This window comes from Xanthomonas sp. F1 (assembly GCF_014199855.1).
The window spans coordinates 347,630-372,851 of record NZ_JACHOK010000002.1 but is presented as its reverse complement, the minus strand read 5'-3'; the positions used below and the strand labels follow the sequence as shown (position 1 = coordinate 372,851).

20 protein-coding genes are annotated in these 25,222 nt (G+C 68.7%); 11 read left to right on the top strand and 9 right to left on the bottom strand.

Annotated features, from left to right (window positions below; all coding sequences use genetic code 11):
• The first annotated feature begins 83 nt into the window (after positions 1-83).
• From GGR71_RS06315 to GGR71_RS06305, 3 genes are all read left to right on the top strand, one after another.
• A complete protein-coding gene (locus tag GGR71_RS06315) occupies positions 84-824 on the top strand; it encodes an SIMPL domain-containing protein (RefSeq protein ID WP_160961078.1) in 741 nt (246 codons plus the stop codon).
• Between the two features lie 233 nt (positions 825-1,057).
• Positions 1,058-1,729: an energy transducer TonB gene (locus GGR71_RS06310; protein WP_160961080.1), complete on the top strand. Its 672-nt coding sequence runs from the start codon at positions 1,058-1,060 to the stop codon at positions 1,727-1,729.
• A 163-nt stretch (positions 1,730-1,892) separates the two neighbouring features.
• Positions 1,893-4,658 (top strand): TonB-dependent receptor, encoded by a 2,766-nt coding sequence (locus tag GGR71_RS06305; protein WP_184451741.1) that lies wholly within the window; start codon positions 1,893-1,895, stop codon positions 4,656-4,658.
• A 190-nt stretch (positions 4,659-4,848) separates the two neighbouring features.
• Here the strand turns inward: GGR71_RS06305 and rlmH are convergent, their stop codons facing one another.
• From rlmH to GGR71_RS06265, 8 genes are all read right to left on the bottom strand, one after another.
• Positions 4,849-5,319 (bottom strand): 23S rRNA (pseudouridine(1915)-N(3))-methyltransferase RlmH, encoded by a 471-nt coding sequence (rlmH, locus tag GGR71_RS06300; RefSeq protein ID WP_160961086.1) that lies wholly within the window; start codon positions 5,317-5,319, stop codon positions 4,849-4,851.
• 22 nt (positions 5,320-5,341) lie between these two features.
• Entirely contained in the window at positions 5,342-6,502 is a 1,161-nt protein-coding gene (locus GGR71_RS06295; protein WP_184451739.1) for a J domain-containing protein, read from the bottom strand.
• A complete protein-coding gene (rsfS, locus tag GGR71_RS06290; RefSeq protein WP_160961088.1) occupies positions 6,495-6,914 on the bottom strand; it encodes a ribosome silencing factor in 420 nt (139 codons plus the stop codon). The genes GGR71_RS06295 and rsfS overlap by 8 nt, the downstream gene beginning before the upstream one ends.
• A 56-nt stretch (positions 6,915-6,970) precedes the next feature.
• Positions 6,971-7,735 (bottom strand): nicotinate-nucleotide adenylyltransferase, encoded by a 765-nt coding sequence (gene nadD, locus GGR71_RS06285; protein WP_237474407.1) that lies wholly within the window; start codon positions 7,733-7,735, stop codon positions 6,971-6,973.
• A complete protein-coding gene (gene holA, locus GGR71_RS06280) occupies positions 7,732-8,766 on the bottom strand; it encodes a DNA polymerase III subunit delta (RefSeq protein WP_160961091.1) in 1,035 nt (344 codons plus the stop codon). Before holA ends, nadD begins: the two co-directional genes overlap by 4 nt.
• Before the next feature lie 101 nt (positions 8,767-8,867).
• Positions 8,868-9,482, bottom strand: coding sequence for an LPS-assembly lipoprotein LptE (locus GGR71_RS06275; protein WP_048491015.1), 615 nt, complete (start codon positions 9,480-9,482; stop codon positions 8,868-8,870).
• Between the two features lie 124 nt (positions 9,483-9,606).
• Positions 9,607-12,249, bottom strand: a complete 2,643-nt coding sequence (leuS, locus tag GGR71_RS06270) for a leucine--tRNA ligase (protein ID WP_160961094.1) — start codon at positions 12,247-12,249, stop codon at positions 9,607-9,609.
• A gap of 223 nt (positions 12,250-12,472) precedes the next feature.
• Positions 12,473-13,096 (bottom strand): DUF998 domain-containing protein, encoded by a 624-nt coding sequence (locus GGR71_RS06265; protein WP_160961097.1) that lies wholly within the window; start codon positions 13,094-13,096, stop codon positions 12,473-12,475.
• A gap of 154 nt (positions 13,097-13,250) precedes the next feature.
• On the opposite strand from GGR71_RS06265, the gene trxA reads away from it, so the two are divergent.
• From trxA to GGR71_RS06240, 5 genes are all read left to right on the top strand, one after another.
• Complete coding sequence (gene trxA, locus GGR71_RS06260) at positions 13,251-14,111, top strand: thioredoxin (protein WP_237474408.1); 861 nt, start codon at positions 13,251-13,253, stop codon at positions 14,109-14,111.
• Between the two features lie 224 nt (positions 14,112-14,335).
• Positions 14,336-14,785 carry a DUF4442 domain-containing protein gene (locus GGR71_RS06255; protein ID WP_160961102.1) on the top strand — a complete coding sequence of 150 codons (450 nt, stop codon included), beginning with the start codon at positions 14,336-14,338 and terminating at the stop codon, positions 14,783-14,785.
• Between the two features lie 213 nt (positions 14,786-14,998).
• On the top strand, positions 14,999-15,676 hold the full coding sequence (locus GGR71_RS06250; protein ID WP_160961105.1) for a DUF502 domain-containing protein: 678 nt from the start codon (positions 14,999-15,001) through the stop codon (positions 15,674-15,676).
• A gap of 5 nt (positions 15,677-15,681) precedes the next feature.
• Positions 15,682-16,455, top strand: a complete 774-nt coding sequence (locus tag GGR71_RS06245; protein WP_160961107.1) for a queuosine precursor transporter — start codon at positions 15,682-15,684, stop codon at positions 16,453-16,455.
• A gap of 199 nt (positions 16,456-16,654) precedes the next feature.
• The gene (locus tag GGR71_RS06240; protein ID WP_160961110.1) at positions 16,655-18,529 is read left to right on the top strand and encodes a DUF885 domain-containing protein; all 1,875 of its coding nucleotides are present in this window, start codon (positions 16,655-16,657) and stop codon (positions 18,527-18,529) included.
• A gap of 443 nt (positions 18,530-18,972) precedes the next feature.
• On the opposite strand, the gene mmuM is transcribed toward GGR71_RS06240, so the two are convergent.
• A complete protein-coding gene (gene mmuM / locus GGR71_RS06235) occupies positions 18,973-19,911 on the bottom strand; it encodes a homocysteine S-methyltransferase (protein ID WP_160961112.1) in 939 nt (312 codons plus the stop codon).
• A 198-nt stretch (positions 19,912-20,109) separates the two neighbouring features.
• Here mmuM and gloA2 point away from each other — a divergent pair, with 198 nt between their 5' ends.
• The 3 genes from gloA2 (at position 20,110) to GGR71_RS06220 (ending at position 25,138) form a co-directional block, all read left to right on the top strand.
• Positions 20,110-20,499, top strand: coding sequence for an SMU1112c/YaeR family gloxylase I-like metalloprotein (gene gloA2 / locus GGR71_RS06230; RefSeq protein ID WP_202405091.1), 390 nt, complete (start codon positions 20,110-20,112; stop codon positions 20,497-20,499).
• Between the two features lie 129 nt (positions 20,500-20,628).
• Positions 20,629-21,522 carry an ABC transporter ATP-binding protein gene (locus tag GGR71_RS06225; RefSeq protein ID WP_160961115.1) on the top strand — a complete coding sequence of 298 codons (894 nt, stop codon included), beginning with the start codon at positions 20,629-20,631 and terminating at the stop codon, positions 21,520-21,522.
• A gap of 13 nt (positions 21,523-21,535) precedes the next feature.
• Positions 21,536-25,138: a M1 family aminopeptidase gene (locus GGR71_RS06220; RefSeq protein ID WP_160961116.1), complete on the top strand. Its 3,603-nt coding sequence runs from the start codon at positions 21,536-21,538 to the stop codon at positions 25,136-25,138.
• The last annotated feature ends 84 nt before the right edge of the window (positions 25,139-25,222 follow it).

The following is a 25,222-nucleotide window of genomic DNA, read 5'->3' as shown; positions in this document are numbered from 1 at the left end:
CGATCGCCTCGACCCCGGCAAAGATCACGACGCGTTCATCGTCGCGGCAACACCCTCGCCAAATCTTCACAAGGAGAACATCGATGCGCGCATTGTCCGTCCGCCCGCTGCTGCTGGCCCTGTCCCTCGCCCTAGGAGGCACGATGACCGCCCACGCCCAATCCGCCGCGCCCGGCTACGCCGTGCCCGCCGACGGCACCCTGCTCAACATCGCCGCGCAGGCCGAGGCCAAGCGCGCGCCCGACGTGGCCGCCATCTCCGCCGGCGTGGTCACCCAGGCCACCGACAGCGCCGCGGCGATGCGCCAGAACGCCGAGCAGATGACCAAGGTGCTGGCCGCGATCCGCGCCGCCGGCATCGCCGACAAGGACGTACAGACCAGCGGCGTCAGCCTCAACCCGCAATACAAGTATGTCGAGAACCAGGCCCCGCAGATCACCGGCTACCAGGCCAACAACTCGGTGAACCTCAAGGTGCGCGACATCGCCAAGCTCGGCAAGGTGCTCGACGCACTGGCCGCGCAGGGCGCCAACCAGATCAACGGCCCCACCTTCGAGATCGACGATCCGGAACCGCTGTACGACCAGGCCCGGGTCGATGCCTTGAAGAAGGCGCAGGCGCGCGCGCAGACCTACGCCAAGGCGCTGGGCCTGCACGTGCGGCGCATCGTCAGCATCTCCGAAGGCAGCAGCGGCGGCGTGCGTCCGCCGATGCCGATGATGCGTGCGATGGCGATGAAGGCGGAGATGGACAGCACCCCGGTCGCGCCGGGCGAGAGCAGCGTCTCGGTCAACCTGGACGTGGTGTTCGAACTGGGCAAGTAAGCCCGGCCCGCACCCTCCTTCGCGACGGCGCCTGCGGGCGCCGTCGTCGTTTCCGATCCGGCCGCAGCGCCCCTCGCCACTGCGGCGCCCGGCCTCGCTCGACGCCTCCTCTTGCCAAAGCGCCTGTGACCGGCGCACTGTCGAAACGCGGACGGGCGCGATGACCCCATCCGTCGCTCCCGTGCGTTTTCCGGTACCGCAGTCCACGACACTCCTATCGCAGAGGTGGATCCATGGTTCGCACGCAACTCCCCGCCCCGTCCTTCCGCATCGACCTGTCCCGGGTCCTGGCCTACAGCACCGCGATCGCCCTGCACCTGCTGGCCGCCCTGTTGCTGCTGCTTCCGCTCTCGCACGTGACCGCGCCACCGGAACCGGCGCAGGCGCAGCCGCGCTGGCAGCAACCCCTGGTGATTCCGGTCACGCCGACGCCGCCGACCATCCCCACCGTCGAAAAACAACTGCCGACACAGCCGCGCACGCCCACCGTCGTGCCGGTGCCGACCCCGACGCCGGCACCAGTGGTCGACAGCAGCCCGGTGGCCCTGGACACCGCGCCCAGTGTCGATCCCACGCCCAGCATCGCCGCGCCGAGCCTGCCGCCGGCCAGCGTGAGCGCACCGGTGGAAGGCATGCAGTTGCAGTACCTGCGTGCGCCGGCACCGCCGTATCCACGCGACGGTCTGCGCGATCGCCTGCAGGGCAGCGTGCTGCTGCGGGTGCTGGTCGGCACCGACGGGCAGCCGCTGCAGGTCAGCGTCGAGAAGAGCAGCGGCCACCGGGTGCTGGACCAGGCCGCACGCGACCAGGTGCTCAAGCGCTGGGCATTCAAGCCGGCGCTGCAGAACGGCACGCCGGTGCAGGCGTACGGGCTGGTGCCGATCGATTTTTCGCTCGATCGCTGAGCGCATCGATGCGCACGGCCGGGCCGCCCCGGCCGTGCGCATTCGGCAAAAATTCACCATTTGTTCACGATAGATACACCTAGATGGAAACCAGCCGACCGTCAAAACGTCGGCACTTTCGTTCAGAAAGTCACAACCTGCGTTTCCAGTTAGGAGAGAAACTGTGAACATCTCGACCCAACGGCGTGCAACCCGCCGTACCCTCTTGTGCGCCTCCGTCGCCGGCGTTGTCGCCGCCCTCGCAGGACCCGCCGCGCTGGCTCAGGAAGCGGCCACCAACCTCGACCGCATCACCGTCACCGGCTCGAACATCCCGCGCACCAACACCGAGACTCCCGCGCCGGTGCAGGTGGTGAGCCGCCAGGAAATCGACCGCAGCGGCAAGACCTCGCTGGGCGAATACCTGCAGACCCTGACCGCCAATGGCGCCGGCGCGGTGCCGAAGAGCTTCGGCCAAGGTTTCGCCGGCGGTGGCTCCGGCATCTCGCTGCGCGGCTTGGGCGCCGGTTCCACCCTGGTGCTGCTGAACGGCCGACGCATGGCCACCTATGGCCTGGCCGACGACGGCCAGAAGGTCTTCACCGACCTGAGCACGATTCCGCTGGACGCGGTCGAGCGGGTCGAAGTGCTGAAGGACGGCGCTTCGGCGATCTACGGCTCCGACGCCATCGCCGGCGTGGTCAACATCATCCTGCGCAGCGATTTCCAGGGCGCGATCCTGCGCGGCTCCTACGGCATCTCCGGCGACGGCGATGGCGATGCGCGCAAAGCAACCCTGACCGCCGGTACCGGCGACCTCTCCAGCGACGGCTGGAACGCGTTCTTCAGCCTCGACGTGGGCAAGACCGACGCGATCAAGATCGGCGACCGCAAGGATCGCAAGTGGATCGGCACCGGCGACATCCGCCGCTGGGGCTACGCGGCGCAGGACGCGCAGTTTCTCGGTGGCGCCTACCGCAGCGGCGGCACCAACATCGGCAGCCTGAACGGGCCGAACGGTTCGGTGTTCGACACCAGCGGGCAACTGGTCGCGCTTCCCGGCTGCGCCGGCCTGACCACCATCCCGGGTCAGAGCGAAGCCACCTCGCAGGCGCAGGGCTGCCTGTGGGATCCGGTGCAGCAGTTCCGCGACCTGTCGCCGGAAGAGAAGTACGTCAACGTGTTCGGCCGCGCCAGCTTCGCCTTCGGCGAGGGCGGCGAGATCTACACCGAGATCGGCTACTCGAAGAAGAACACGGTCTTTTCCAATACCCCGTCCAACGTCTCCGGCGGCTGGGGCTACCCGGGCGGCCCGGTCAACGCCAACAGCGGCGCCGGCGCCACCGTGCTGTATGCCGGCCATCCGGACAACCCGCTGCCCTACGCGGCGCGTGTGCGCTACAGCGCCTGGGACGTGGGTCCGCGCGTCACCGACAACACCAACGAGTTCAACCGCTTCCTGGTCGGCGTGAAGGGCAACTGGGGCGACTGGAGCTACGACACCGGCTACCTGCACTCCGGCACCGACCTGAGCAGCAAGCGTACCGGCTTCCTGCGCTACAGCGCGGTACAGTGCGTGCTGGGCAACCCGGCCTGCCCGGCCGGCACCTGGCGCATCGGCGACAACGCCAACCTCAATTCGCAGGCGTTGTACGACTACATCTCGCCGACCATCAGCGCGCGCGCCAAGTCCGAGCTGGACATGTTCGACTTCACCGTCTCGCGCAGCCTGGCCGATCTCAAGGGCGGTCCGCTGGGCCTGGCGCTGGGCACGGAATGGCGCAAGACCAGCAACAGCCTGACGCCGCAGACCTATACCGACATCGGCGACATCATCGGCCTGGGCTATTCGGCCTACGACGGTACCCAGAACGTGTATGCCGGCTACGTCGAGCTGTCGGCGCCGGTGCTGGAGCAACTGGAACTGTCGGCGGCGCTGCGCTACGACAAGTACGACGGCGGCGACGGCAAGGCCACGCCGAAGCTGGGCGTGAAGTGGACTCCGGCCGATTGGATCGCGCTGCGCGCCAGCTACGCCGAAGGCTTCCGTGCGCCGAACCCGGCCGAAAACGGCAACGGCGGCCTGGCCGCGTTCTCCAATGCGGCCGATCCGGTGCGCTGCGCGATCAGTGCCAGCGAGTGCGGGACGCGTTCGGTGGCGATCATCACCCGCCCCAACCCGGCGCTGAAGCCCGAGGAATCCAAGAGCTACTCGGTGGGCTTCGTGCTGCAGCCGACCTCGACCACGTCGCTGACCGTGGACGGCTGGGAGATCAAGCGCACCAACGAGATCGCCCCGAGCAGCACGCGCGATGCGATTCTTGCCGGCAACGTGCTGCGCGACAGCAACAACATCGGCGGCGTCGCCAACAGCGGCACCATCCTGGCGGTCAACACCGGCTACGTGAACGCGAACTCCTCGCGCGTGCGCGGCATCGACACCGACATCCGCCAGACCTTCGCGATCGGCCCCGGCCAGTTGGAGCTGGACGCGCAGTGGAGCCACCTGCTCAAGTTCGAGCGCACCGAAGGCGGCAGCACCGTCGACTACGTGGGCACGCACGGCAACTGCGACGTGACCAACTGCATCGGCACGCCGCAGGACCGCATCAACGTCGGCACCACCTGGAAACAGGACGCCTGGAGCGTGAGCGGCGTGGTCAACTACATCTCGAGCATCGAGAACAAGGACAGCCGCGGCGGCGAATACCAGGCGTTCTACGCCGACGGCACGCCGGTGAAGAAGATCGCCTCGTTCACGACCTTCGACCTGTCGGGCCGCTGGAACATCACCGAGGCGTTCGAACTGAGCGCGTCGGTGGAGAACGTGTTCGACCGGATCGCGCCGCTGGATCCGACCACCTATGGCGCGGTCAACTACAACCCGCTGCACGTCAGCGGTGCGATCGGCCGCTATTTCACGGTGGGCGCGAAGTACACGTTCAACTGATGGCCAATGCCGCAATGCAGTAACGAAAAGCCCGGGCGAGAGCCCGGGCTTTTTTCTGCATGATCGGCCCACAAGCATCGAAATTCACGTACGTATTGCCGCCGTGCGCGACTGCGCGACCTGTGCGACCTGCGACCTGCGACCTGCGACCTGCGATCGCGATCCGCGATCCGCGATCCGCGATCCGCGATCAGGCGCGATGGTAGGGATGGTTGGCCAGCATCGCCGCGGCGCGATACAACTGCTCGGCCACCACCAATCGCACCAGCATATGCGGCAGGGTCAGCGGCCCCAGCGACCAGGATTCGCTGGCGACCGCCAGCACCTCCGGCGAATGACCCTCGGGCCCGCCGATCAGGAAGGCCAGGTCGCGCCCCTGACCGCGCCAGTGTTCCATGCGCTGCGCCAGTTGCTCGGAGCTGTGCTGCTTGCCGGGCACGTCGAGCGCCACCACCAGCGCGTTCTTCGGCAGCGCGGCGAGCACGCGGCGGCCCTCGTCCTCGATCGCGCGTTGCGCATCGCGGCCCTTGCCGCGCAGGCCGGGTTCGATCTCGACCAGATCCAGCGGCAGCCAGTGCGAGAGCCGCTTGCGGTACTCGGCGAACCCCTGCGCCACCCAGGTCGGGGCGCGCTCGCCGGTGGCGATGAGACGCGCTTTCATCGCTGCGCGCACGCAGGACGCATCACCAGCGCTCGTCCAGCAACATGGCGTCGTACCACTGGTCGTCCAGCTCCTGTTCGGCCGCCAGCCGCGCACGCTCGCGCCTCAGCCATTGCTTGAGCGTATCGGCACTCCGCACGGCGGCGCGGTCGTCGGCACAGGAGCGGATCTCCTCCTGCACCTGCCGCTTGATCTGCGCCAGCAGCGTATCCAGACGCTGCGGCTGCGGGGCGCGACCGTCGTAAAGACCGTAACGCGCAGTGAAATCATCGACCAGTACAGCCAAGCTCTGCTCGACCTGCTGCAACTGCGCAGCGAACAGGCTGTTGTAATCGCGGATGCGCTCCTCCGCCATGCCCGCGATGCCGGCCTGGTCCAACTGGCCGATTTCCAGTTGCAGCTCCAGCAGTGCCAGCAGATCGTCGTTCTGATACGCCTGGTTGAGGCGCTGCATCAAGGCGGTCTTGCGCTCGCGCTGCTGCGGATCGGGTTCACGGTCCGGATGCAGTGCAGCGACCAGGTTGCGGTACAGCGCGCGACGCGCCTGTTGCGGATCGGCGGCGACCTGCGCGGCCTTGCCGGCACCGGCACGGCGACGCTTGTCGCGCTGCTGGGCGCGCCCGGCTGCATGTGCCTGCTGCGCGTGCAGCCGCTCCTGGACCTGCGCATACAGCGCTTCGGGGGACTGGATATGCGCCAGCTCCTCTTCGGTCAGGCCGAATTCCTCGCCGATCACCGACGTCAGCAATGCCTCGGATTCGGCCAGGCCCTGATCGAAGCCGAGCGGGCTATGGCGGTCGTAGATCTCCTTCAGCCCGTCGCTGTCGCCGTCCTGAATCAACACGGCAGCCAACTCGCAAATGATCTCGGACAGATCGGCGCGATCGCGCTTGCTCAGCTTGCAGGTAGCGTGCGCCGTGTCCAGCTCCCGCAGCAACTGTACCTGCGCCGCGTCGCGCTCCTGCAGCAAGGGATCGATCTGTTCGTGGAAACGCTGCTCCCAGCGCGGCAGCGCTTCCTGCCACGCATGCAACTGGGCACGGGCGCGTTCCAGGCGCTTGACCAGGGAGTCGAAACGCTTGCGTGCCGGCGTCGCGGGTGCCGACACGGTCTCACCGGCACGCAGGCCGACCGGCAACGCCTCGCTGCCGACGCTGCGCGCGGGATCGCGCCGCTTAGGCATCGCGTGCCGTGTCGTCGCCGTCGTCGTCGCCCGGCGGCTGGTCGCCGACCGTCCACAGCCGCTCCAGCGCATAGAACTCGCGCACCCGCGGCAGCATCACGTGCACCACTACGTCGCCGAGATCGACCAGCACCCACTCGGCCTCGCGCTCGCCTTCCACGCCCAGCGGCATCACGTCCAGGCGCTTGGCGTACTTGATCACTTCGTCGGCGATCGACTTGACGTGGCGGGTGGAGGTACCGGAAACGATGACCAGGTAGTCGGTGACGCTGGACTTGCCGCGCACGTCGATTTCCGCCACGTCCTTGGCCTTGAGTTCCTCGACCGCCTCGCGGACGTGGGCGAGCAGGACCGGCAGCGGCGGCGGCGGATTGGGGACTTGGGTCTTGATGACGTGGGCTTGACTGGACAAAGCGGCGAACTCGATGGAATGGGGCGAATTATAGGCGACCCCGGCAAAGCGCGTATTCAGCCAGCGGCGCCGGACGCATACAGGCGGTGCTCGCGGATGTAGGCGGCCACCGGCGCCGGCAGCAACGCTGCCCAGTCCTCGCCGGCGGCGATGCGCGCGCGCACCAGGCTGGCCGATTCGCTGCGCAGCGGCTGCCGCAGGCACCACAGCCGGCCACCCGGCGCACGGGTCAGCGCCTGCGGCGTGTCGGCCCAGCGCCCGGCCACCGCCTGCGCCAGCTCCGCCGGCACCGCCCGCTCCCAGCCGCTGCCGGCGCGGTCGGCGACGATCAGATGCGCGGCCTCGAGCAGCGCCCGCCATTCGCGCCAGCCGCTGAAGCCGACGAAGCTGTCGCTGCCGATCAGCAGCGCCAGCGGCGCCTCGGCGCCGAGCTCGCCGCGCAGCTCGCGCACCGTGTCGATACTGTAGGAGGCCACGCCGGGCCGGGCCTGCGCGCGGCGCAGCTCGTGCAGGTCCAGCACCAGCCCGGGCGTGTCGGCGATGGCCAGCGCCAGCATCGCGCAGCGCTGCTGCGCATCGGCGCCCGGCGCCGGCCGATGCGGCGGATCGGCCGCCGGCATCAGCCGCACCGGCACCCCGAACGCCTCCCGCGCCGCCCGCGCGATCGCCAGGTGGCCGTTGTGGATGGGATCGAAGGTGCCGCCGTAGACGAGGGCGAGAGGCCGGGATTCGGGATTCGAGATTCGGGATGAATCAGCCGCCTGCGCGGGATCGCCGCTGTTGCCAATCCCCAATCCCGACTCCCCAATCCCCGCGTTCATACCACCAACAACCGCACCGCCCGCGCCTCGGCGATCGCCAGCAGCAGGCGCTCCAGGGCGATCCAGGCGTCGCCGTCGGCGCGGCCCTTGGCGATGCGGTCGATGCGGCCGGCCTCGGCGGCGAAGCGCTCCCAGCGGCGCGGTTCGGCGTGGCGCTGCAAGGCGCGCTTGAACGGCGCCTGCCGCGATTCCCAGATGCCCTGCCCCTTCATCTCGGCCGCCAGGTTGCCGCCGGCGGCCTGCACCTTGGCCAGCGCCGCGGTCCGCAACAGTTCCTTGATCAGGATCGGCAGCAGCGCGGCCACCGCCTCGCCTTCGGCACGCAGCCCGGCAAGCATGCGCCGCACCGCCGGAGCCTGCCCGCCGAGGGTGGCCTCGGCCAGGCGGAATACGTCGTAGCGCGCGGCGTCGGCGACCAGCGACTCCATCGCCGCCACGTCCAGGCCCTGGCCGTCGGCGAGCAGGGCCAGCTTGTCGATCTCCTGCGCGGCCGCCAGCAGGTTGCCTTCCACCCGCTCGGCCAAGCGCTGCACCGCGCCGGCATCGGCGCGCAGGCCCTTGCTGCGCAGGCGCCGCTCGATCCAGTCGCCCAGTTCGTGCGGCTTGATCGCCCAGGCCACAGCGATGGTGCCGATGCGCGCGACCGCGTCGGCCCACTTGCCCTGGTGGGCCTTGCTCCATTCGTTGCAGGTGATCAGCAGCACCACGTCCGGCGGCGGGTCGGCGCAGAACGCGGCGATGACCTCGCCGCCCTCCTTGCCGGGCTTGCCGCTGGGCAGGCGCAGTTCGATCAGGCGTTGCGCGCTGAACAGGCTGGGCGCGTTGAAACTGGAATACAGCTGGCCCCAGTCGAAATCGCGGCCGTCGGCATCGAACACTTCGCGCTCGCCGATGCCGGCGGCGCGCGCGCGGGCGCGCACCGCATCGGCCGCCTCGAGCACGCGCAGGGTTTCCGGGCCAGCGATCAGGTAGACCGGCTGCAGCGGCTGCGCTGCCGGCTGGGTGGCGAGTTGTTCGGGACGCAGTTCCATGAGGACAGCCTACGCTGCGGCAGACCGATGCGGCGATCGCCGCGCGCCTGCGGCGAACGGCGCGGCCGCCGCGTGCGGCGGCGAAGGCAGCAGTACCAGGCTCAAGGCTGCGGCGTGGTCGCCGGCTCGCCTGCGGGCGGCGTGCCGTCGGCCGGCTTGCCTTCCACCGGCGTGCCGTCGGTGGACGGCGGCGCGGCATTGACGTTCTTGCCGTCGCGCACCTGCGCGCGCACCACGCTGTCGATCCGGCGCAGCATCGACGCCGACATGTCGCGGCGCAGTTCGTCGGCCAGGATCTCGCGCTCGGTGGAGGTACCGGTGGCGTCGGTCGGCGGCGAGACGTAGTCGCGCGACAGCTCGATCACCTGCTGCGGCACCAGCACGCTGCCGTCGGCGCGGCGGAACACGAAGATCGCTGCATAGCGCAGGCTGTATTCCTGGGCACGGCCTTCGGCGTCGAGCGCGATCGGCAGATCGCCCCAGCGCTCGGACAGCACTTCCAGGCGGGCCACGCCGGTGTTGACGTCCTTGGGGGCGATTTCCGCACCGGCCGCGCGCAGGCCGCGCTCGAGCAGCTTGGCCAGCTCGCTGTACGGCGCCGAGGACACCACCTTCACCGACGGCGTGTCGGCCGGCAGGGTCAGCTTGTTGCGCAGGTGGAAACCGCAGGCGGTCAGGGACGCCGCGAAGACGAGAGCGAGCAGGAGTCGGGTCATGGACACAGTCTGGAGGAGCCGGCTGGGCGCGGCAACAGGCCGCTAGCCTGCCGCACGTCGCGTGAACGCGGGTTGAGACCTGCCGCACCGCGCGGCCGCGCTGCGGCCGCAGCGGCGCGCCGGCTCACGCCGCCACCAGGTTCACGATCTTGCCCGGCACGATGATGATCTTGCGGATGCTCAGCCCTTCCAGGAACTTGGCCGCATTCGGCTCGGCCTGGGCCAGCGCCTCGATCTGCTCGCGCGGGGTGTCGGCGCCGACCTCGATGGTGCCGCGCAGCTTGCCGTTGACCTGCACCGCCAGGGTGACCGCATCGCGCACCAGCGCGGCCGGGTCCGGCTGCGGGAACGGCACGTCCTCCAGCAACGTCGGCGCATGGCCCAGCGCCTGCCACAGCGCGTGGCTGGCATGCGGGGTGATCGGGTTGAGCAGCAGCACCGCCGCTTCCAGGGCTTCCTGGCGCACCGCGCGGCCCTGCGCGCTGGCGTCGTCGAACTTGGCCAGCGCGTTGGTCAGCTCCATCACCGCGGCGATGGCGGTGTTGAAACTGTGGCGGCGGCCGTAGTCGTCGGCGACCTTGCCGATGGTCTCGTGGGTCTTGCGCCGCAGCGCCTTGTGCTCGGCGTCCAGCGCGGCCGGATCCAGCGCCGGGGCGGCGCCGTCGGCGACGTGCCTGTGCACCTGCGCCCACAACCGGCGCAGGAACCGCGCCATGCCGTCCACGCCTGCCTCGTTCCACTCCAGCGACTGCTCCGGCGGCGCGGCGAACATCGAGAACAGGCGCACCGTGTCGGCACCGTACTTGCCGACCATGGCCTGCGGATCGACGCCGTTGTTCTTGGACTTGGACATCTTCTCGGTGCCGCCGATCAGCACCGGCTGGCCGTCGCCGCGATGCACCGCGCCGATCACCCGCGCCTTGTCGTCGCGCTGCACGTCCACGTCGGCCGGGTTGATCCAGTCCTTGGAGCCGTCCGGGTTCTGCCGGTAGAAGGTCTCGGCGATCACCATACCCTGGGTCAGCAGGTTGGTCGCCGGCTCGTCGCTGTCCACCAGACGCGCGTCGCGCAGCAGCTTGTGGAAGAAGCGGAAGTACATCAGGTGCAGGATCGCGTGCTCGATGCCGCCGATGTACTGGTCCACCGGCAACCAGTAGTTGCCGCGCTTGTCGACCATGTCCTTGGCGCCGGGCGAGGTGTAGCGCGCGTAGTACCAGCTCGACTCCATGAAAGTGTCGAAGGTGTCGGTCTCGCGTTCGGCCGCCGCGCCGCATTGCGGGCAGGTGGTCTTGCGCCATTCCGGATCGGTCTTCAGCGGCGAGCCGGTGCCGCTCAGGGCCACGTTCTCCGGCAGCAGCACCGGCAATTGATCTTCCGGCACCGGCACCGCGCCGCAGCTGGGGCAGTAGATGACCGGGATCGGGCAGCCCCAGTAGCGCTGGCGGCTGACGCCCCAATCGCGTAGGCGGTAGTTGATGCGACGCTGGCCCTGGCCCTTGCGCTCGAAGCGCTCGGCCAGCGCCTCGAACGCGCCTTGGTAGTCCAGGCCATCGAACTCGGCCGAGTTGACCAGTTCGAACTCGCGGGTCTTGTCGGTGTACCAGTCGCGCCAGACGTTCGGCTCCCAGGTGCGCTCCTCATCGTTCTTCGGAGCCTTCAGCGTGATCACCTGACGGATCGGCAGCGCGTACTTGTTGGCGAATTCGAAATCGCGCTGGTCGTGGCCGGGCACCGCCATCACCGCGCCGGTGCCGTAGCCCATCAGCACGAAGTTGGCGACCCACACCGGCACCTGCTCGCCGCTGATCGGGTGCACCGCGGTCAGGCCGGTGGCCATGCCGCGCTTTTCCTGGGTTTCCAGCTCGGCCTCGGAGACGCCGCCCTGCTTCAGCTCGGCCAGCAGGGCGGCCAGCTCGGGATTGGACTTGGCCGCATGCAGCGCCAGCGGATGCTCGCTGGCGATGGACACGAAGGTCACGCCCATCAGCGTGTCCGGGCGCGTGGTGAACACGCGCAGCGGGTCCAGCGCGCTGCCGTCGGCGTCGCGCACGTCGAACTGGATCTCCAGGCCCTCGGAGCGGCCGATCCAGTTGCGCTGCATGGTCTTGACCGATTCCGGCCAGCCCGGCAGCTGGTCCAGGCCGTCCAGCAGCTCCTGCGCGTAGTCGGTGATGCGCAGGAACCATTGCGGAATCTCGCGCTTTTCCACCAGCGCGCCGGAGCGCCAGCCGCGGCCGTCGATGACCTGCTCGTTGGCCAGCACGGTCTGGTCGATCGGGTCCCAGTTCACCACCGCGTTGCGGCGGTAGGCCAGGCCCTTGCGCATCAGCCGGGTGAACATGCGCTGTTCGTGCACGTAGTATTCGGGCCGGCAGGTGGCGAACTCGCGCGACCAGTCGATGGCGTAGCCCAGCGACTTGAGCTGGCTGCGCATGTGGTCGATGTTGGCGTAGGTCCACTTCGCCGGCGCGGTCTTGTTCTTGATCGCCGCGTTCTCGGCCGGCAGGCCGAACGCGTCCCAGCCCATCGGCTGCAACACGTTCTTGCCGATCATGCGCTGGTAGCGGCTGATCACGTCGCCGATGGTGTAGTTGCGCACGTGGCCCATGTGCAGCGCCCCGGACGGGTACGGCAGCATCGACAGGCAGTAGAACTTGGGCTTGTCGGAGGTCTCGTCGACCTCGAAGGCGCGGGTGGCGTCCCAGAACTGCTGGGCGGACGATTCGACCTGCTGCGGGTCGTAGGCGGTGGGCTCGACGGCGGACATGGAAACGGGCAAGGGCCAGGCGGCAACAAAGCGGCCAAGGGTACCGTAGCGCGGCAAGCCGCTCCAATCCCGGCGACGGACGGCAGCGGCGCGGGGGCGTCGTGGCGACCTGCAGCAGGCGCCGGAACCGCGGCCGCAGCGCGATTGGCGGCGCGCACGCGCACGCCCGGCATCGGTCCTGCCGCAGCCCGCCGCAATGGCCGATTGCGCAAGCCCGGCAGGGTCAGCCGCGGTGCGGGCCCGCCTGCGGCCCCGGCCAGCAGGCCAGCACCGCCAGCCAGCCCCACCACAGCAGGAACACCAGCCGCTGCGCCAACGCCGGCGACAACAGCCGGTCCAGCGCGAACGCGCCCAGCGCCACCAGCAGCGCGATCGTCAGCGCCAGCGCGGCCCAGCCGCGCGCGGCGGGATCGCGGCGCGCGCCCAGCCCCAGCAGGGCCGCGGCCGCCACCAGCGCCACCACCCACAGCAACCAGGCGCTGGCATGCAACTGCGTCGCGCGCGCCTCCAGGTCGGTCGGGTCCAGCGGCAGCAGGCCCATGCCGGCGAAGGCCAGGCCGGCCAACAGCAGCAACTGCCCACCCACGCGCAACGACCAGGGCGCCTGGCGGCCGGCGCGACGCAGCAGCCGCAGCGCCAGCCCCATGGCCAGGCAGCCGGGCAGCACGAACGCCAGCAGATTGAAGGCCCAGGCATGCGGAATGCCGCGCGCACCGAGCAGGGCCAGCGGATGCGACCACGGCAGATAGCCGGGCAGGACCGCGCCGAAGCCCAGCATCGCCGCCACCGCGGCCACCGCCAGCAGCGGCCCGATCCAGCGCACCACCCGTTCGCTCACTTCGCCCATCCGCTACCGTCCTTTCGCGCCGCCATGGCGCCTGAAACCAGGCATTGTCGCCGCTGCAGCCGCGGCCGGCACCCGTGGCGCGGCAACCCCGCCCTTGCATCGGCGCCGCCGCGCCTCCATACAGAGCGTCCTCTCGCCTGCGATGACACTGCCCATGTCCGACACGCCCCACGTTTTCGACGCCAAGACCGAGACCTTCGAAGCCGATGTGCTGCAGCGCTCGCTGCAGACGCCGGTGCTGGTGGACTTCTGGGCGCCCTGGTGCGGCCCGTGCAAGACCCTGAGCCCGATCCTGGAAAAGCTGGCGGCCGAGTACAACGGCGGCTTCGTGCTGGCCAAGGTCGACGTGGACCAGGAGCAGCAGATCGCCGCGGCGTTCCAGATCCGCTCGGTGCCGACGGTGTTCCTGGTCCAGGGCGGGCAGTTGGTCGATGGCTTCCCCGGCGCGCTGCCCGAAGGCCAGTTGCGCGAGTTCCTGACCCAGCATGGGATCACGCCGCTGGCGGCGCAGGAACCGGCCGAGGACGTGCCGGCGGCGCCGCTGGATCCGCACGCCGAGGTGCAGCGCCTGCGCGAGGCGGTGGCGGCCGAGCCGGACAAGGACGAACTGAAGCTGGATCTGGCCCTGGCCCTGGTCAAGGTCGGCGCCGCCGCCGAGGCCGAAACGCTGATCGACGCGCTGCCGGCCAACCTGGCCACCGACGAGCGCGCGGTGCGGGCACGGGCGCGACTGGGCTTCGTCGGCGCGCTGCAGGCCGCGCCGCCGCTGGAAACGCTGCAGGCCACGCTGGCACAGGATCCGAGCGATCTGAAGGCACGCTACCTGCTGGGCGTGCGCCACCTGGTCGGCGGCGACGACGCGGCCGCGCTGGAGCAGTTCCTGGAGATGCTGCGCCGGGATCGCGCGTTCGAGGACGGCCTGCCAAAGAAGGCGCTGATCGATGCGTTCCGGGTCATCGAGGACGAGGATCTGGTGGGACAGTACCGCCGCAAGATGTCCGCCCTGCTGTTCTGAGGCTGTCGCGGCGCTGGCGTTGGCGGGTCGCGTGCATCGCCAACCCGGGATGGGACCTCGATCCGACGTGGAAGAGGCGCGGGAGCATCGCCCCCGCTGACGGGCGGCGGCCGCTGCAGCCGCCGATCAAGCGCACCAGCGCCGACAGCACGCGCGCGCCGCCGGAGCAACCATACGCATGCGTCTGGTAACCTCCGATTCCCTGCTCCCGCCACTGCCGCGCAATGAAGCCATCGCTGTTCCGCCTGGGCCTGAACCTGTGGCCGCCGTTCCTGTTCGCCGGCATCCACGTGACCGAACTGAGCGCCGACTACCGCCACGCGCGGGTCGAACTGCGCATGCGCCCATGGAACCGCAACTACGTCGGCACCCATTTCGGCGGCAGCCTGTTCGCCATGACCGACCCGTTCTGGATGCTGCTGACCATGCACAACCTGGGGCGCGACTACTACGTCTGGGACAAGGCCGGCAGCATCGAGTTCGTGCGCCCGGGGCGCGGCACGGTCAGCGCACAGTTCGATCTGGACCAGGCGCTGCTGGATGAACTGCGCGCCGCCACCGACGGTGGCGACAAGCATCTGCGCTGGTTCGAGACCGACGTCGTCGACGCGCAGGGCGAGGTGGTGGCGCGGACGCGCAAGCAGTTGTACGTCAAGCGCAAGCCGCCGCGCTAGCGCGCCCTGCGGCCAGCGGGTTCGCCAAGGCCAGCCATGCATCCGCACAGGCGGACATACACACCGCCTGCGAAGGCGAGCACGCCGCCAGCGTGCGCGGCGCGCCGGCTCGGGCAGCGTGCGCACGCTCCAACCCAATCGCAGCTGCACGGCCGTGCCACGAGACCATGCGGCGCCGCACCAACGGCCATCACGCGCCGCTACACTACGCGGATGTCGCCCGATCTCTCCGCTCCCGCTCCCCGCCCGTCCCTGCAACGGCTGTTCTTCACCGGCCTGCTGACCCTGTTGCCGATCTGGCTGACCTGGGTCGTGGTCAAGTTCGTGTTCGTGCTGCTCTCGGGCATCAGCAGCCCCTGGGTGGTGCCGCTGTCGGTGCGCATCGCCGCCTCATTCCCGCGCGAACTGGGCTGGGCCACCGCGCAATGGGTGCAGAACACCATCGCCCTGATCGCCACCCTGGCGGTGATCCTGCTGGTCGGCATCCTCAGCCGGCGCATGATCGGCCAGCGCCTGCTGCGCTGGTTCGAGGCGGTGGTGCGCCGCATCCCGCTGGCCAGCGTAGTCTACGACAGCGTGCGCAAGCTGGTGGACATCCTGCAGACCCAGCCCGGCAGCACCCAGCGCGTGGTGCTGATCGACTTCCCGCACCGCGACATGAAGTCGGTGGGCCTGGTCACGCGGGTGATCAAGGAACATGGCACCGGCCGCGAGCTGGCCGCGGTGTACGTACCCACCACGCCCAACCCGACCTCCGGCTACCTGGAGATCGTGCCCGTTGAGTTGCTCACGCCCACCGACTGGAGCGTGGACCAGGCCATGAGCTTCATCATCTCCGGCGGCGCGGTGGCGCCGGAGAGCGTGCCGTTCACCCGGACCGTGGACCGCTGACGCGCATGCGCCGCGGCACGCTCGACGATCGCGCGGTCCGGCTGTTCATCGCCCTGGCGGCGTTCTTCTGCGTCAACGCCGCGCTGGCCGAGTTCATCGGGGTCAAGATCTTCGCCCTGGAAGACACCCTGGGCATCGCGCCGCTGAACTGGAACCTGTTCGGGCAGACCGGCTCGATGAACTTCACCGCCGGCACCCTGCTGTGGCCGCTGGTGTTCATCCTCACCGACACCATCAACGAGTTCTTCGGCCGCCGCGGCGTGCGCTTCATCTCCTGGCTGGCGGTGGCGCTGATCGGCTACGGCTTCCTGTTCGCGTTCGCCGCGATCGCACTGGCCCCGGCCGGCTTCTGGGTCACCGCGGCGCAGAACCAGGGCGTGCCCGACTACCAGGCCGCGTTCGCCGCGGTGTTCGGCCAGGGCATGTGGACCATCGCCGGCTCGCTGGTCGCGTTCATGGCCGGCCAGCTGATCGACGTGGCGGTGTTCCACCGCATCCGCAGCGTGACCGGCGAGAAGCACGTGTGGCTGCGCGCCACCGGCTCCACCGCGGTCTCGCAGCTGATCGACAGCTTCGTGGTGATCTACATCGCCTTCGTGCTCGGCCCGCAGCACTGGTCGATGCCGCTGTTCCTGGCGGTGAGCACGCTGAACTACATCTGCAAGATGCTGCTGGCGGTGCTGCTGATCCCGTTGCTGTACCTGATGCGGCGGCTGATCACCGATTACCTGACCCCCGAACGCGCCGAACAACTGCGCGAGGAAGCCGCCGCCGACTGAACGCCGGCACACGCGCGAGCGCGCCGCGCGCGCTTGCGCGCGGCCGTCGTGCAGCGCCGCAGACGTCGGTGCCGCCTGGCCCGCCACGGCCGGGCGCCTGCAGGCGGCAGGGCAGCAGGCGCCCGCGGGGAGCGACCATGGGTGGCCTCGGCGGTGCGGATCGGGCAAGCTCCTCGCTCGCTTGTCGTTGGAGCCCGCAATGCCGCCCCGCTTTTCCCGTCTGCTGTCCCTGGCCATCGCCACCGCCCTGAGCCTGTCGCTGGCGGCCCCGGCGGACGCGGCCAAGAAGAAGACCACCAAGCAGACCACCGCGCAGACCCGCGCCAAGGCCAACAAGGCGCGCAAGGCGCGGCCGGCGCCGGCCCCGGTGGTGCTGACCAAGGCGCAACAGCTGAACCGGCTGTACGACGACTACTGGGAAGCCTCGCTCAAGCTCAATCCGCTGCAGGCCACCTTCCAGGGCGACAGCCGCTACAACGACCAGTTGCCGAACTTCCTTTCGGCCGCGTTCCGCCAGCAGTCGCACGACTTCACCGTGGAGTGGCTGGGCAAGGCCGAGGCGATCGGCAAGGACGGCCTGACCGGGCAGGATCTGCTCAGCTACGAGATCTTCGTCGGCGACGCGCGCAACGCGCTGGAGGCGGAGAAGTACCCGAGCTGGATGCAGCCGGTGAACCAGTTCTACAACGTCGGCAGCATCATGGTGATGCTGGGCTCCGGCACCGGTGCGCAGCCGTTTCGCACCGTCAAGGACTACGACAACTGGTCGCGACGCGCGCTCGGCATTCCGGCGCTGTTTGATCAGGCCATCGCCAACATGCGCGAAGGCATGAAGGCCGGCGTGGTGCAGCCGCGCGCGCTTATGGAAAAGGTGCTGCCGCAGCTGGATGCGATCATCAAGCCCACCGCCGAGGAGAGCCTGTTCTGGGGTCCGGTGCGCAACCTGCCGGCGGACCTCCCCGAGGCCGAGAAGCAGCGCATCACCGCCGAGTACAAGCGCATGATCGAGTATCGGATCATGCCCGCCTATCGCTCCCTGCGCGGCTTCATCGCCACCGAGTACCTGCCGGCCACACGCAGCACCGCCGGCGTCGGCGCCCTGCCCGGCGGCGACGCCTGGTACGCCTGGAACGTGCGCCAGAGCACCACCACCGACCTGACCCCCGCCCAGATCCACCAGATCGGCCTGGACGAGGTGGCGCGCATCCAGGGCCAGATCCAGGCGGTGATGAAGCAGGTGCGCTTCCGCGGCTCGATGCAGAAGTTCTTCAAGTTCATGCAGACCGACAAGCGTTTCAGCTTCAAGAGCGAGGACGAGCTGCTGACCTACTACCGCGGCCTGGAAGGCCGGGTCGACGCGGCGGTGCCGCGCATGTTCTCGCTCAAGCCCAAGGCCGCGTTCGAGATCCGCCCGGTGGAACCGTACCGCGCGCAATCGGCCGCAAGCGGCTCGTACATGCGCCCCAGCGAGGACGGCCGCCCCGGCATCTTCTACGTCAATACCTACGACCTGCCCAGCCGCAAGACCTGGGATGCGGAAGACCTGTACCTGCACGAGGCCATTCCCGGCCACCACTTCCAGCTCGGCCTGCAGCAGGAGCTGACCAACCTGCCCAAGTTCCGCCGCTTCGGCGGCGAGACCGCCTTCATCGAAGGCTGGGGCCTGTACGCCGAATCGCTGGGCAAGGACCTGGGCCTGTACCAGGACCCGTACAACTATTTCGGCTACCTGCAGAACGAGTTGTGGCGCGCGATCCGCCTGGTGGTGGACACCGGCGTGCACAGCAAGGGCTGGACCCGCGAGCAGGTGATCGACTACATGCTGCAGAACTCGGCCACCAGCCGCACCGACGCCGAAGCCGAGGCCGAGCGCTACATGGCCATCCCCGGCCAGGCGCTGTCCTACAAGATCGGCGAGATGAAGATCATGCAGCTGCGCGACTACGCCCGCACGCAACTCGGCGACAAGTTCGACATCCGCGAATTCCATGCCGAAGTGCTGAAGGACGGCTCGGTGCCGCTGAACGTGCTGCAGGAGAAGATCGAGCGCTGGGTGGCGAGCAAGAAGGGGTGAGCGAGGCACCGCTTCGCTCGCGGGGAACGCGGGCGGAGGCTTCGTGGGATTTTGTAGATACCGTCTTACCCCCTAGCAGGCAAGGGCCCTTTTCGGGTCGAACGGTGCCCGATTTGAGGAGCGGCTTCAGCCGCGACGGGGCATTCCTGGTGAAGCCCGGTCGCGGCTAAAGCCGCTCCTACGAAAGGCCGCATCGGCGGCGGCGCCATCGCCCTCCCGTTGCCCCCCATCCCACCCGGTGCGGATAGCGCGCCAGTTCCATCATTGCATTGGGCGCGCACAGACCCCTTGTGGGAGGGACTTCAGTCCCGACGCCCTTCACCACAACGCGTCGGGACTGAAGTCCCTCCCACAAACGCCCAACGCGGCTGACCAGCGCCAACATCCGCTGGACCACCAAGGCGAAGCCATCGTGCGGTCGCCTGCAAGGCGAGCCGCCCTCTCTACGACGAAGCCAGACGCTGCGCCAGCTGCGCGACGTCCTGCGGCGTGGTGCGACAGCAACCGCCGATCAGACGCGCACCGGCGGCGCGCCAAGCGGTGAGGTGGTCGGCCAGAGCCCCAGCGTCAGCGCTGTCGGCCTGCCAGCATTTACGCTCGGCGTCGTAGCGCTCGCCGGCGTTCGGATACACCACCAGCGGCAACCGCGTCAGTGTCGCCAGATAGCGCAACGCCGCGGTGGCGAGCGACGGGGCAACGCAGTTGACGCCGAGCGCGACCACCTGCGGGTGGCCGTCGAGCAACGCCACCACCTCACGCAACGGCGTGCCGTCGCTGAGGTGAGCTGCGTCGCGCAGGGTGCAGGCGAACCAGGCGACAACCCGAGGAAACTCCTCCAGCACCTGCAGCAAGGCCGCCATTTCCGCCAGCGACGGCTGCGTTTCGCAGGCCAGCAACTCCACGCCGGCCGCGACCAGGGCGGCGATGCGCGGGCGATGGAAAGCGCGCATCTGTGCCGGCGCCAGCACATAGTCGCCACGATACTCAGCACCGTCGGCTAGGTAGGCGCCATACGGACCGACCGAGCCGGCGACCAGCAAGGGTCCCGCGTGCGGATGTCCCGCGAGATGCGCCTGCCGTGCCTGCTGGGCCAGTTCGACGCTGCGCGCGATCAAGCGTTGCGCGTGCGCGAGGTCGATCCCGCGCGAGGCCAAGCCCTGCGGTGTGGCCTGGTAGCTGGCGGTGATCGCGCACTGCGCACCGGCGGCGAAATAGTCCAGGTGCACCTGGCGGATCAGGTCCGGCTGTTCCAGCAGGATTTTCGCCGACCACAGCGGATCGCGCAGATCACAGCCGCGCCGTTCCAGTTCGGTGGCCAGCGCGCCGTCGAGCACCAGGCACCGGTCCTCGGCCAACAGCGCGGCGAGCGGGTTGTGCGGCATGGCGCGGCCTCGCAGCGACGGAATGCGCAGTGTCGCAGACGGCAGCGGCGCGGTCGCACCGCTGCGCTATGCTGCCGCCATGCCATTGACCCGCCTTCTAAGCACGCACCACAGCACCGTTGCCACCGCCGCATCGCCTGCGCGCAGTGCCGCCATCGTCCACGCCTGCCGTCAGAGCGCGCCGCGATGACGCCGCCGCTGACCCTCGACGGCCTGCACCACGTGGCGATCATCGCCTCGGACTACGCGCGCTCCAAGGACTTCTATTGCCGCATCCTGGGCCTGCCGGTGATCGCCGAGGTCTATCGCGACACGCGCGACTCCTGGAAGCTGGACCTGGCCCTGCCCGACGGCAGCCAGCTCGAACTGTTCTCATTCCCCACGCCACCGCCGCGGCCGAGCCGCCCGGAAGCCTGCGGGCTGCGCCACCTGGCCTTGCGCGTGCGCGACCTGGACGCCGCCGTCGCGCACCTGCAGGCGCATGGCGTGGAGGTCGAGCCGATCCGCACGGACGCTTACACCGGCCGCCGCTTCACCTTCTTCGCCGACCCCGACGACCTGCCGCTGGAACTGTACGAGAGCGGCTGAACCTGCTGGATCGGGCCAAGCGCCCCGACGAACGACGGGCGCCTCGACCAAAGCAGCAATGACTTCCGGCGCATGCGACAGCGTCGCCGACCCCCAACAATCGAGGCCAGACCAGGGGGAAGGTGCCGCATGCTGCAGATCCGCGCGTTGTCCAAGACCTACGCCAATGGCGTCCATGCACTGCAAGGCGTCACGCTGGACATCCCGCGCGGCATGTTCGGGCTGCTCGGCCCCAACGGCGCGGGCAAGTCGTCGCTGATGCGCACCCTGGCCACGCTGCAGGAGGCCGATAGCGGCAGCGTCACCCTCAGCGACGCCGATGGCCACGCCATCGACGTGTTGCGCGACAAGGATGCGCTGCGCCGCAGGCTGGGCTACCTGCCGCAGGATTTCGGCGTCTATCCCAAAGTCAGCGCGCTGGACCTGCTCGACCATTTCGCCGTACTGAAAGGCCTGACCGAGCGCCGCCAACGCAAGGAAGTCGTCGAAGCGCTGCTGCAGCAGGTCAACCTGTGGGACGCGCGCAAGCGCAAACTCGGCACCTATTCCGGCGGCATGCGGCAACGCTTCGGCATCGCGCAAGCGCTGCTCGGCAACCCGCAGTTGGTGATCGTCGACGAGCCCACCGCAGGCCTGGACCCGGAGGAGCGCAACCGGTTCCTCAACCTCCTGGCCGAAATCGGCGAGAACGTGGTGGTGATCCTGTCCACACATATCGTCGAGGACGTCACCGACCTGTGCCCGTCGATGGCGATCATGAACAAGGGCCAGGTACTGCTGAGCGGCCGCCCCAACGACGCCATCGCCACGCTCAGCGCGCAGGTGTGGCGCAAACAGGTACCCAAGAGTGCGTTGGCCGACTACGAGGCGCGCTTCACCGTGCTGTCGACCCGGCTCGTGGCCGGCAACCCAGTGATCCATGTGTTCAGCACCGACTGTCCCGAAGCGGGGTTCGAGCCGGTCGCGCCCGACCTGGAGGATGTGTATTTCCAGCGCCTGCGTCAGCAGGCGCGGGCCGCCTGACGGAGCGCCGACCATGACCCTGGCCTTCCTGCGCTTCGAGTTGCGCGAGCAGCTGCGTTCTCCCCTGCTGTGGCTGCTGGCCGCGTTGCTCGCCCTGCTCGCCTTCGGCGCCACCTCCAGCGACGCGGTGCAGATCGGCGGCGGCATCGGCAACGTCCATCGCAACGCCCCCTCGGTCGTGATCACCATGATGACCGTGTTCACCCTGATCGGGCTGCTGGTGGCGACGCTGTTCGTCAGCAACGCGTTGTTGCGCGATTTCGAGCTGGGCACCGCGGAGCTGGTGTTCTCCGCGCCGGTGCGGCGTCGCGACTACCTGGCAGGGCGGATCGGTGCGGCATTGCTGGCGTGCGTAACGATGTACCTGATCATCGCGCTCGGCATTTTCGTCGCCCAGTTCATGCCGTGGATCGATCCGGCACGGCTGGGGCCGGCCTCGGCGTCGGCTTACCTGTGGGCGCTGGCGGTGATGGTGTTGCCGAACGTGCTGTTCGCCACCGCCTTGCTGTCGCTGTTGGCGGTGACCGCGCGCAGCATTCTCTGGGTGTACGTGGGCGTCATCGTGTTCCTGGTGCTGTACGGCGTCAGCCGCGCGGTGCTGGCCGACTTGGACAACGTGTGGATCGCGACCCTGTCCGACCCGCTCGGCATCCGCGCGCTGGCACAGACCATGCGCTACTGGCCGGCCGAGGAGCTCAACCACAACCTGCCCGAACTCAGCGGCTACCTGCTGGGCAACCGGCTGCTGTGGCTCGGCATGAGCGTGGCGTTGTTCGCAGCCACCTTCGCACTGTTCCGCACCGAGCGCAGCGGCACCGGCCGGCGTGTCGGGCGGCGGCGTCGCCAGGCCGCCGCCGCGACCGCGGCCGTTCCCGCCACGGCTGCGGTCGCGCTGCGCGTGCCAGCCACTGCGCCGTTCGCACAGGCCGGCGCGCACTGGCGGCAGTTGCTGCGGCAGGTGCGCTTCGACACGGCAGGCGTTTTCCGCAGTGCGCCGTTCCTGGTGCTGCTGTTGCTGGGCATCGCCAACTTCGTACCGCAGGCAGTGTATGGCAACAGCCTCTACGGGACCGACGTCTGGCCAGTGACGTCGGTGATGCTGCAGTCGCTGCAGAACAGCTACAGCTTCCTGCTGGTGATCATCGTGCTGTTCTATGCCGGCGAACTGGTGTGGAAGGAACGCGGCGTGCGCATCGACGGCATCACCGACGCGATGCCGGTGCCGAACTGGATACCGCTGCTCGGCAAGCTGCTCACCCTGATCGTCGTGATCGCCGCGTTCCAGGCGGTCGGCGCGATGGCTGCGATCGCAGCCCAGCTGTGCAAGGGCTACTTCCACGTCGAACCGCTGTTGTACGTGAAGACCCTGGCGCTGGGTTCGGTGTTCTACGTTCTGATGGGCGGCATGGCGCTGGTCCTGCAGGTGCTGAGCAACAACAAGTTTCTCGGCTATGCGCTACTGGTGCTATTGCTGATCGGACAGGTGGCGCTGTCCATGCTCGACTATACGCAGAACCTGTACAACTTCGGCAGTTGGCCCAATGCGCCGTACTCGGACATGAACGGCTACGGCCACTTCCTGCCCGGCCAGCTGTGGCTGCAGGGCTATTGGGGGTTGTTCCTGCTGACGCTGCTGTTGTTGGCGGCGGCGTTCTGGCCGCGCGGCGGCGGCAACGGCGTACGCCAGCGGCTGCGCCTGGCGGGGCAGCGGCTGCGCGGCGCGCACGGCGTCGCCACCGCGCTGGCGCTGTTGGCCTGCGCCGCGGTCGGCGGCTGGATCTACTGGAACAGCAACATCTACAACACCTACCGTTCTCCGGACCAGGAACTGGATCTGCAGGCCCGCTACGAACGCGAGTACCGCAAGTACAAGGATCTGCCACAGCCGCGCATCGTCGCCGTCGCCAACCAGGTGGATCTGCATCCCGAAACGCAGTCAGTGCAGGTGGACGCGGCATGGACGGTGCGCAATCCCCATGCCGCGCCGATCCGCGAGGTGCACATCGCCATGTCCGGCGAGGACGGCGACCGCAGCCTGATGTCGGTGGACTTGGGCGGGCAGACCCTGCTCAAGCACGACATGGCACTGGGCTATCGGATCTACCGGTTGGCCACACCGCTGCAGCCGGGCGAGCAGCGCGATTTCCGCTTCCGTATCGAACGCCGTCCGCATGGTCTCACCGTGCAGCAGGCGCAGAGCGAGATCGTGGAGAACGGCAGCTTCTTCAACAGCAGCATGCTGCCGGGCTTCGGCTACAACGAGCAGCAGCAGATCCAGGACCGCAACGAGCGCCGCAAGCGCGGGCTGGGCGAACCCACCCGCATGCCCAAGCTCGAGGACCAGGCCGCGCGTGCCAATACCTACATCAGCGACGATGCCGACTGGATCGATTTTTCCACCACCATCTGTACTGCGCCGGACCAGATCGCGCTGGCGCCTGGCTACCTGCAGAAGGAATTCCACCGCCAGGGCCGGCGCTGCTTCAGCTACGCCATGGACAGGCCGATGCTGAACTTCTACGCCTACCTGTCGGCACGCTGGCAGGTCCGCAAGGCGCGCTACAAGAACATCCCGATCGAGATCTACTACGACGCCAAGCATCCGTACAACGTGCAGCGCATGATCGAGAGCACGCAGAAGTCGCTGGCCTACTACGAACAGAACTTCAGCCCGTACCAGCACCACCAGGTACGCATCATCGAGTTCCCGGGTTACCAGAGCTTCGCACAGTCCTTCGCCAACACCATCCCGTACTCCGAATCGATCGGCTTCATCGCCGACCTGCGCGACCCCGACGACATCGACTACGTGTTCTACGTCACCGCACACGAAGTGGCGCACCAGTGGTGGGCGCACCAGGTGATCGGCGCCAACGTGCAGGGCGCGACCATGCTGTCCGAATCGCTGGCGCAGTACTCGGCGTTGATGGTGATGGAACAGGAATACGGACGCGCGCACATGCGCCGCTTCCTGAAGTACGAACTGGACCGCTACCTGGGCGGGCGTGGTGGCGAGCGCCTGGAGGAGCTGCCGCTGTACCGGGTGGAGAACCAGCAATACATTCACTACCGCAAGGGCTCGCTGGTGTTCTACCGGCTGCGCGAGGAGATGGGCGAGCAGGCATTGAATCGGGCGCTGCACGCCTTCCTGCAGGCCAAGGCGTTCCAGCAACCGCCGTACACCACCTCGGCCGAACTGCTGCAGTTCATCCGCGCGGAGGCGCGCCCCGACCAGCAGACGCTGATCGACGACCTGTTCGAGAAAATCACGTTCTACGACAACCGGGTACAGTCGGCGACCGCGCACAGGCGCGCCGACGGTCGCTACGACGTGACCTTGACGTTGCATGCGGCCAAACACTACGTCGACGGCAAGGGCAAGGAGCGCGACGCGACGCTGAACGACTGGATCGAAGTCGGCGTGTTCGCCAAAGGCCCCTCGGGCAAGGAACGCGACGAGAACGTGCTGGCGCTGCAGCGCATCCACGTGACCACGGCCACGCCCACGATCACGCTGACGGTGAACGGCCTGCCCAGCGAGGCCGGCTTCGATCCGTACAACAAGCTGATCGATCGCGTCTCTGACGACAACCGCAAGCAGGTGACGCTGCAATAGCCTGACGCCCCCTTGTCCGCCGCAAGCAGGCGGGGCGGCGAATGCCTGAACCAGCCGGCATGCAAGGATTCCCAGCACCATACG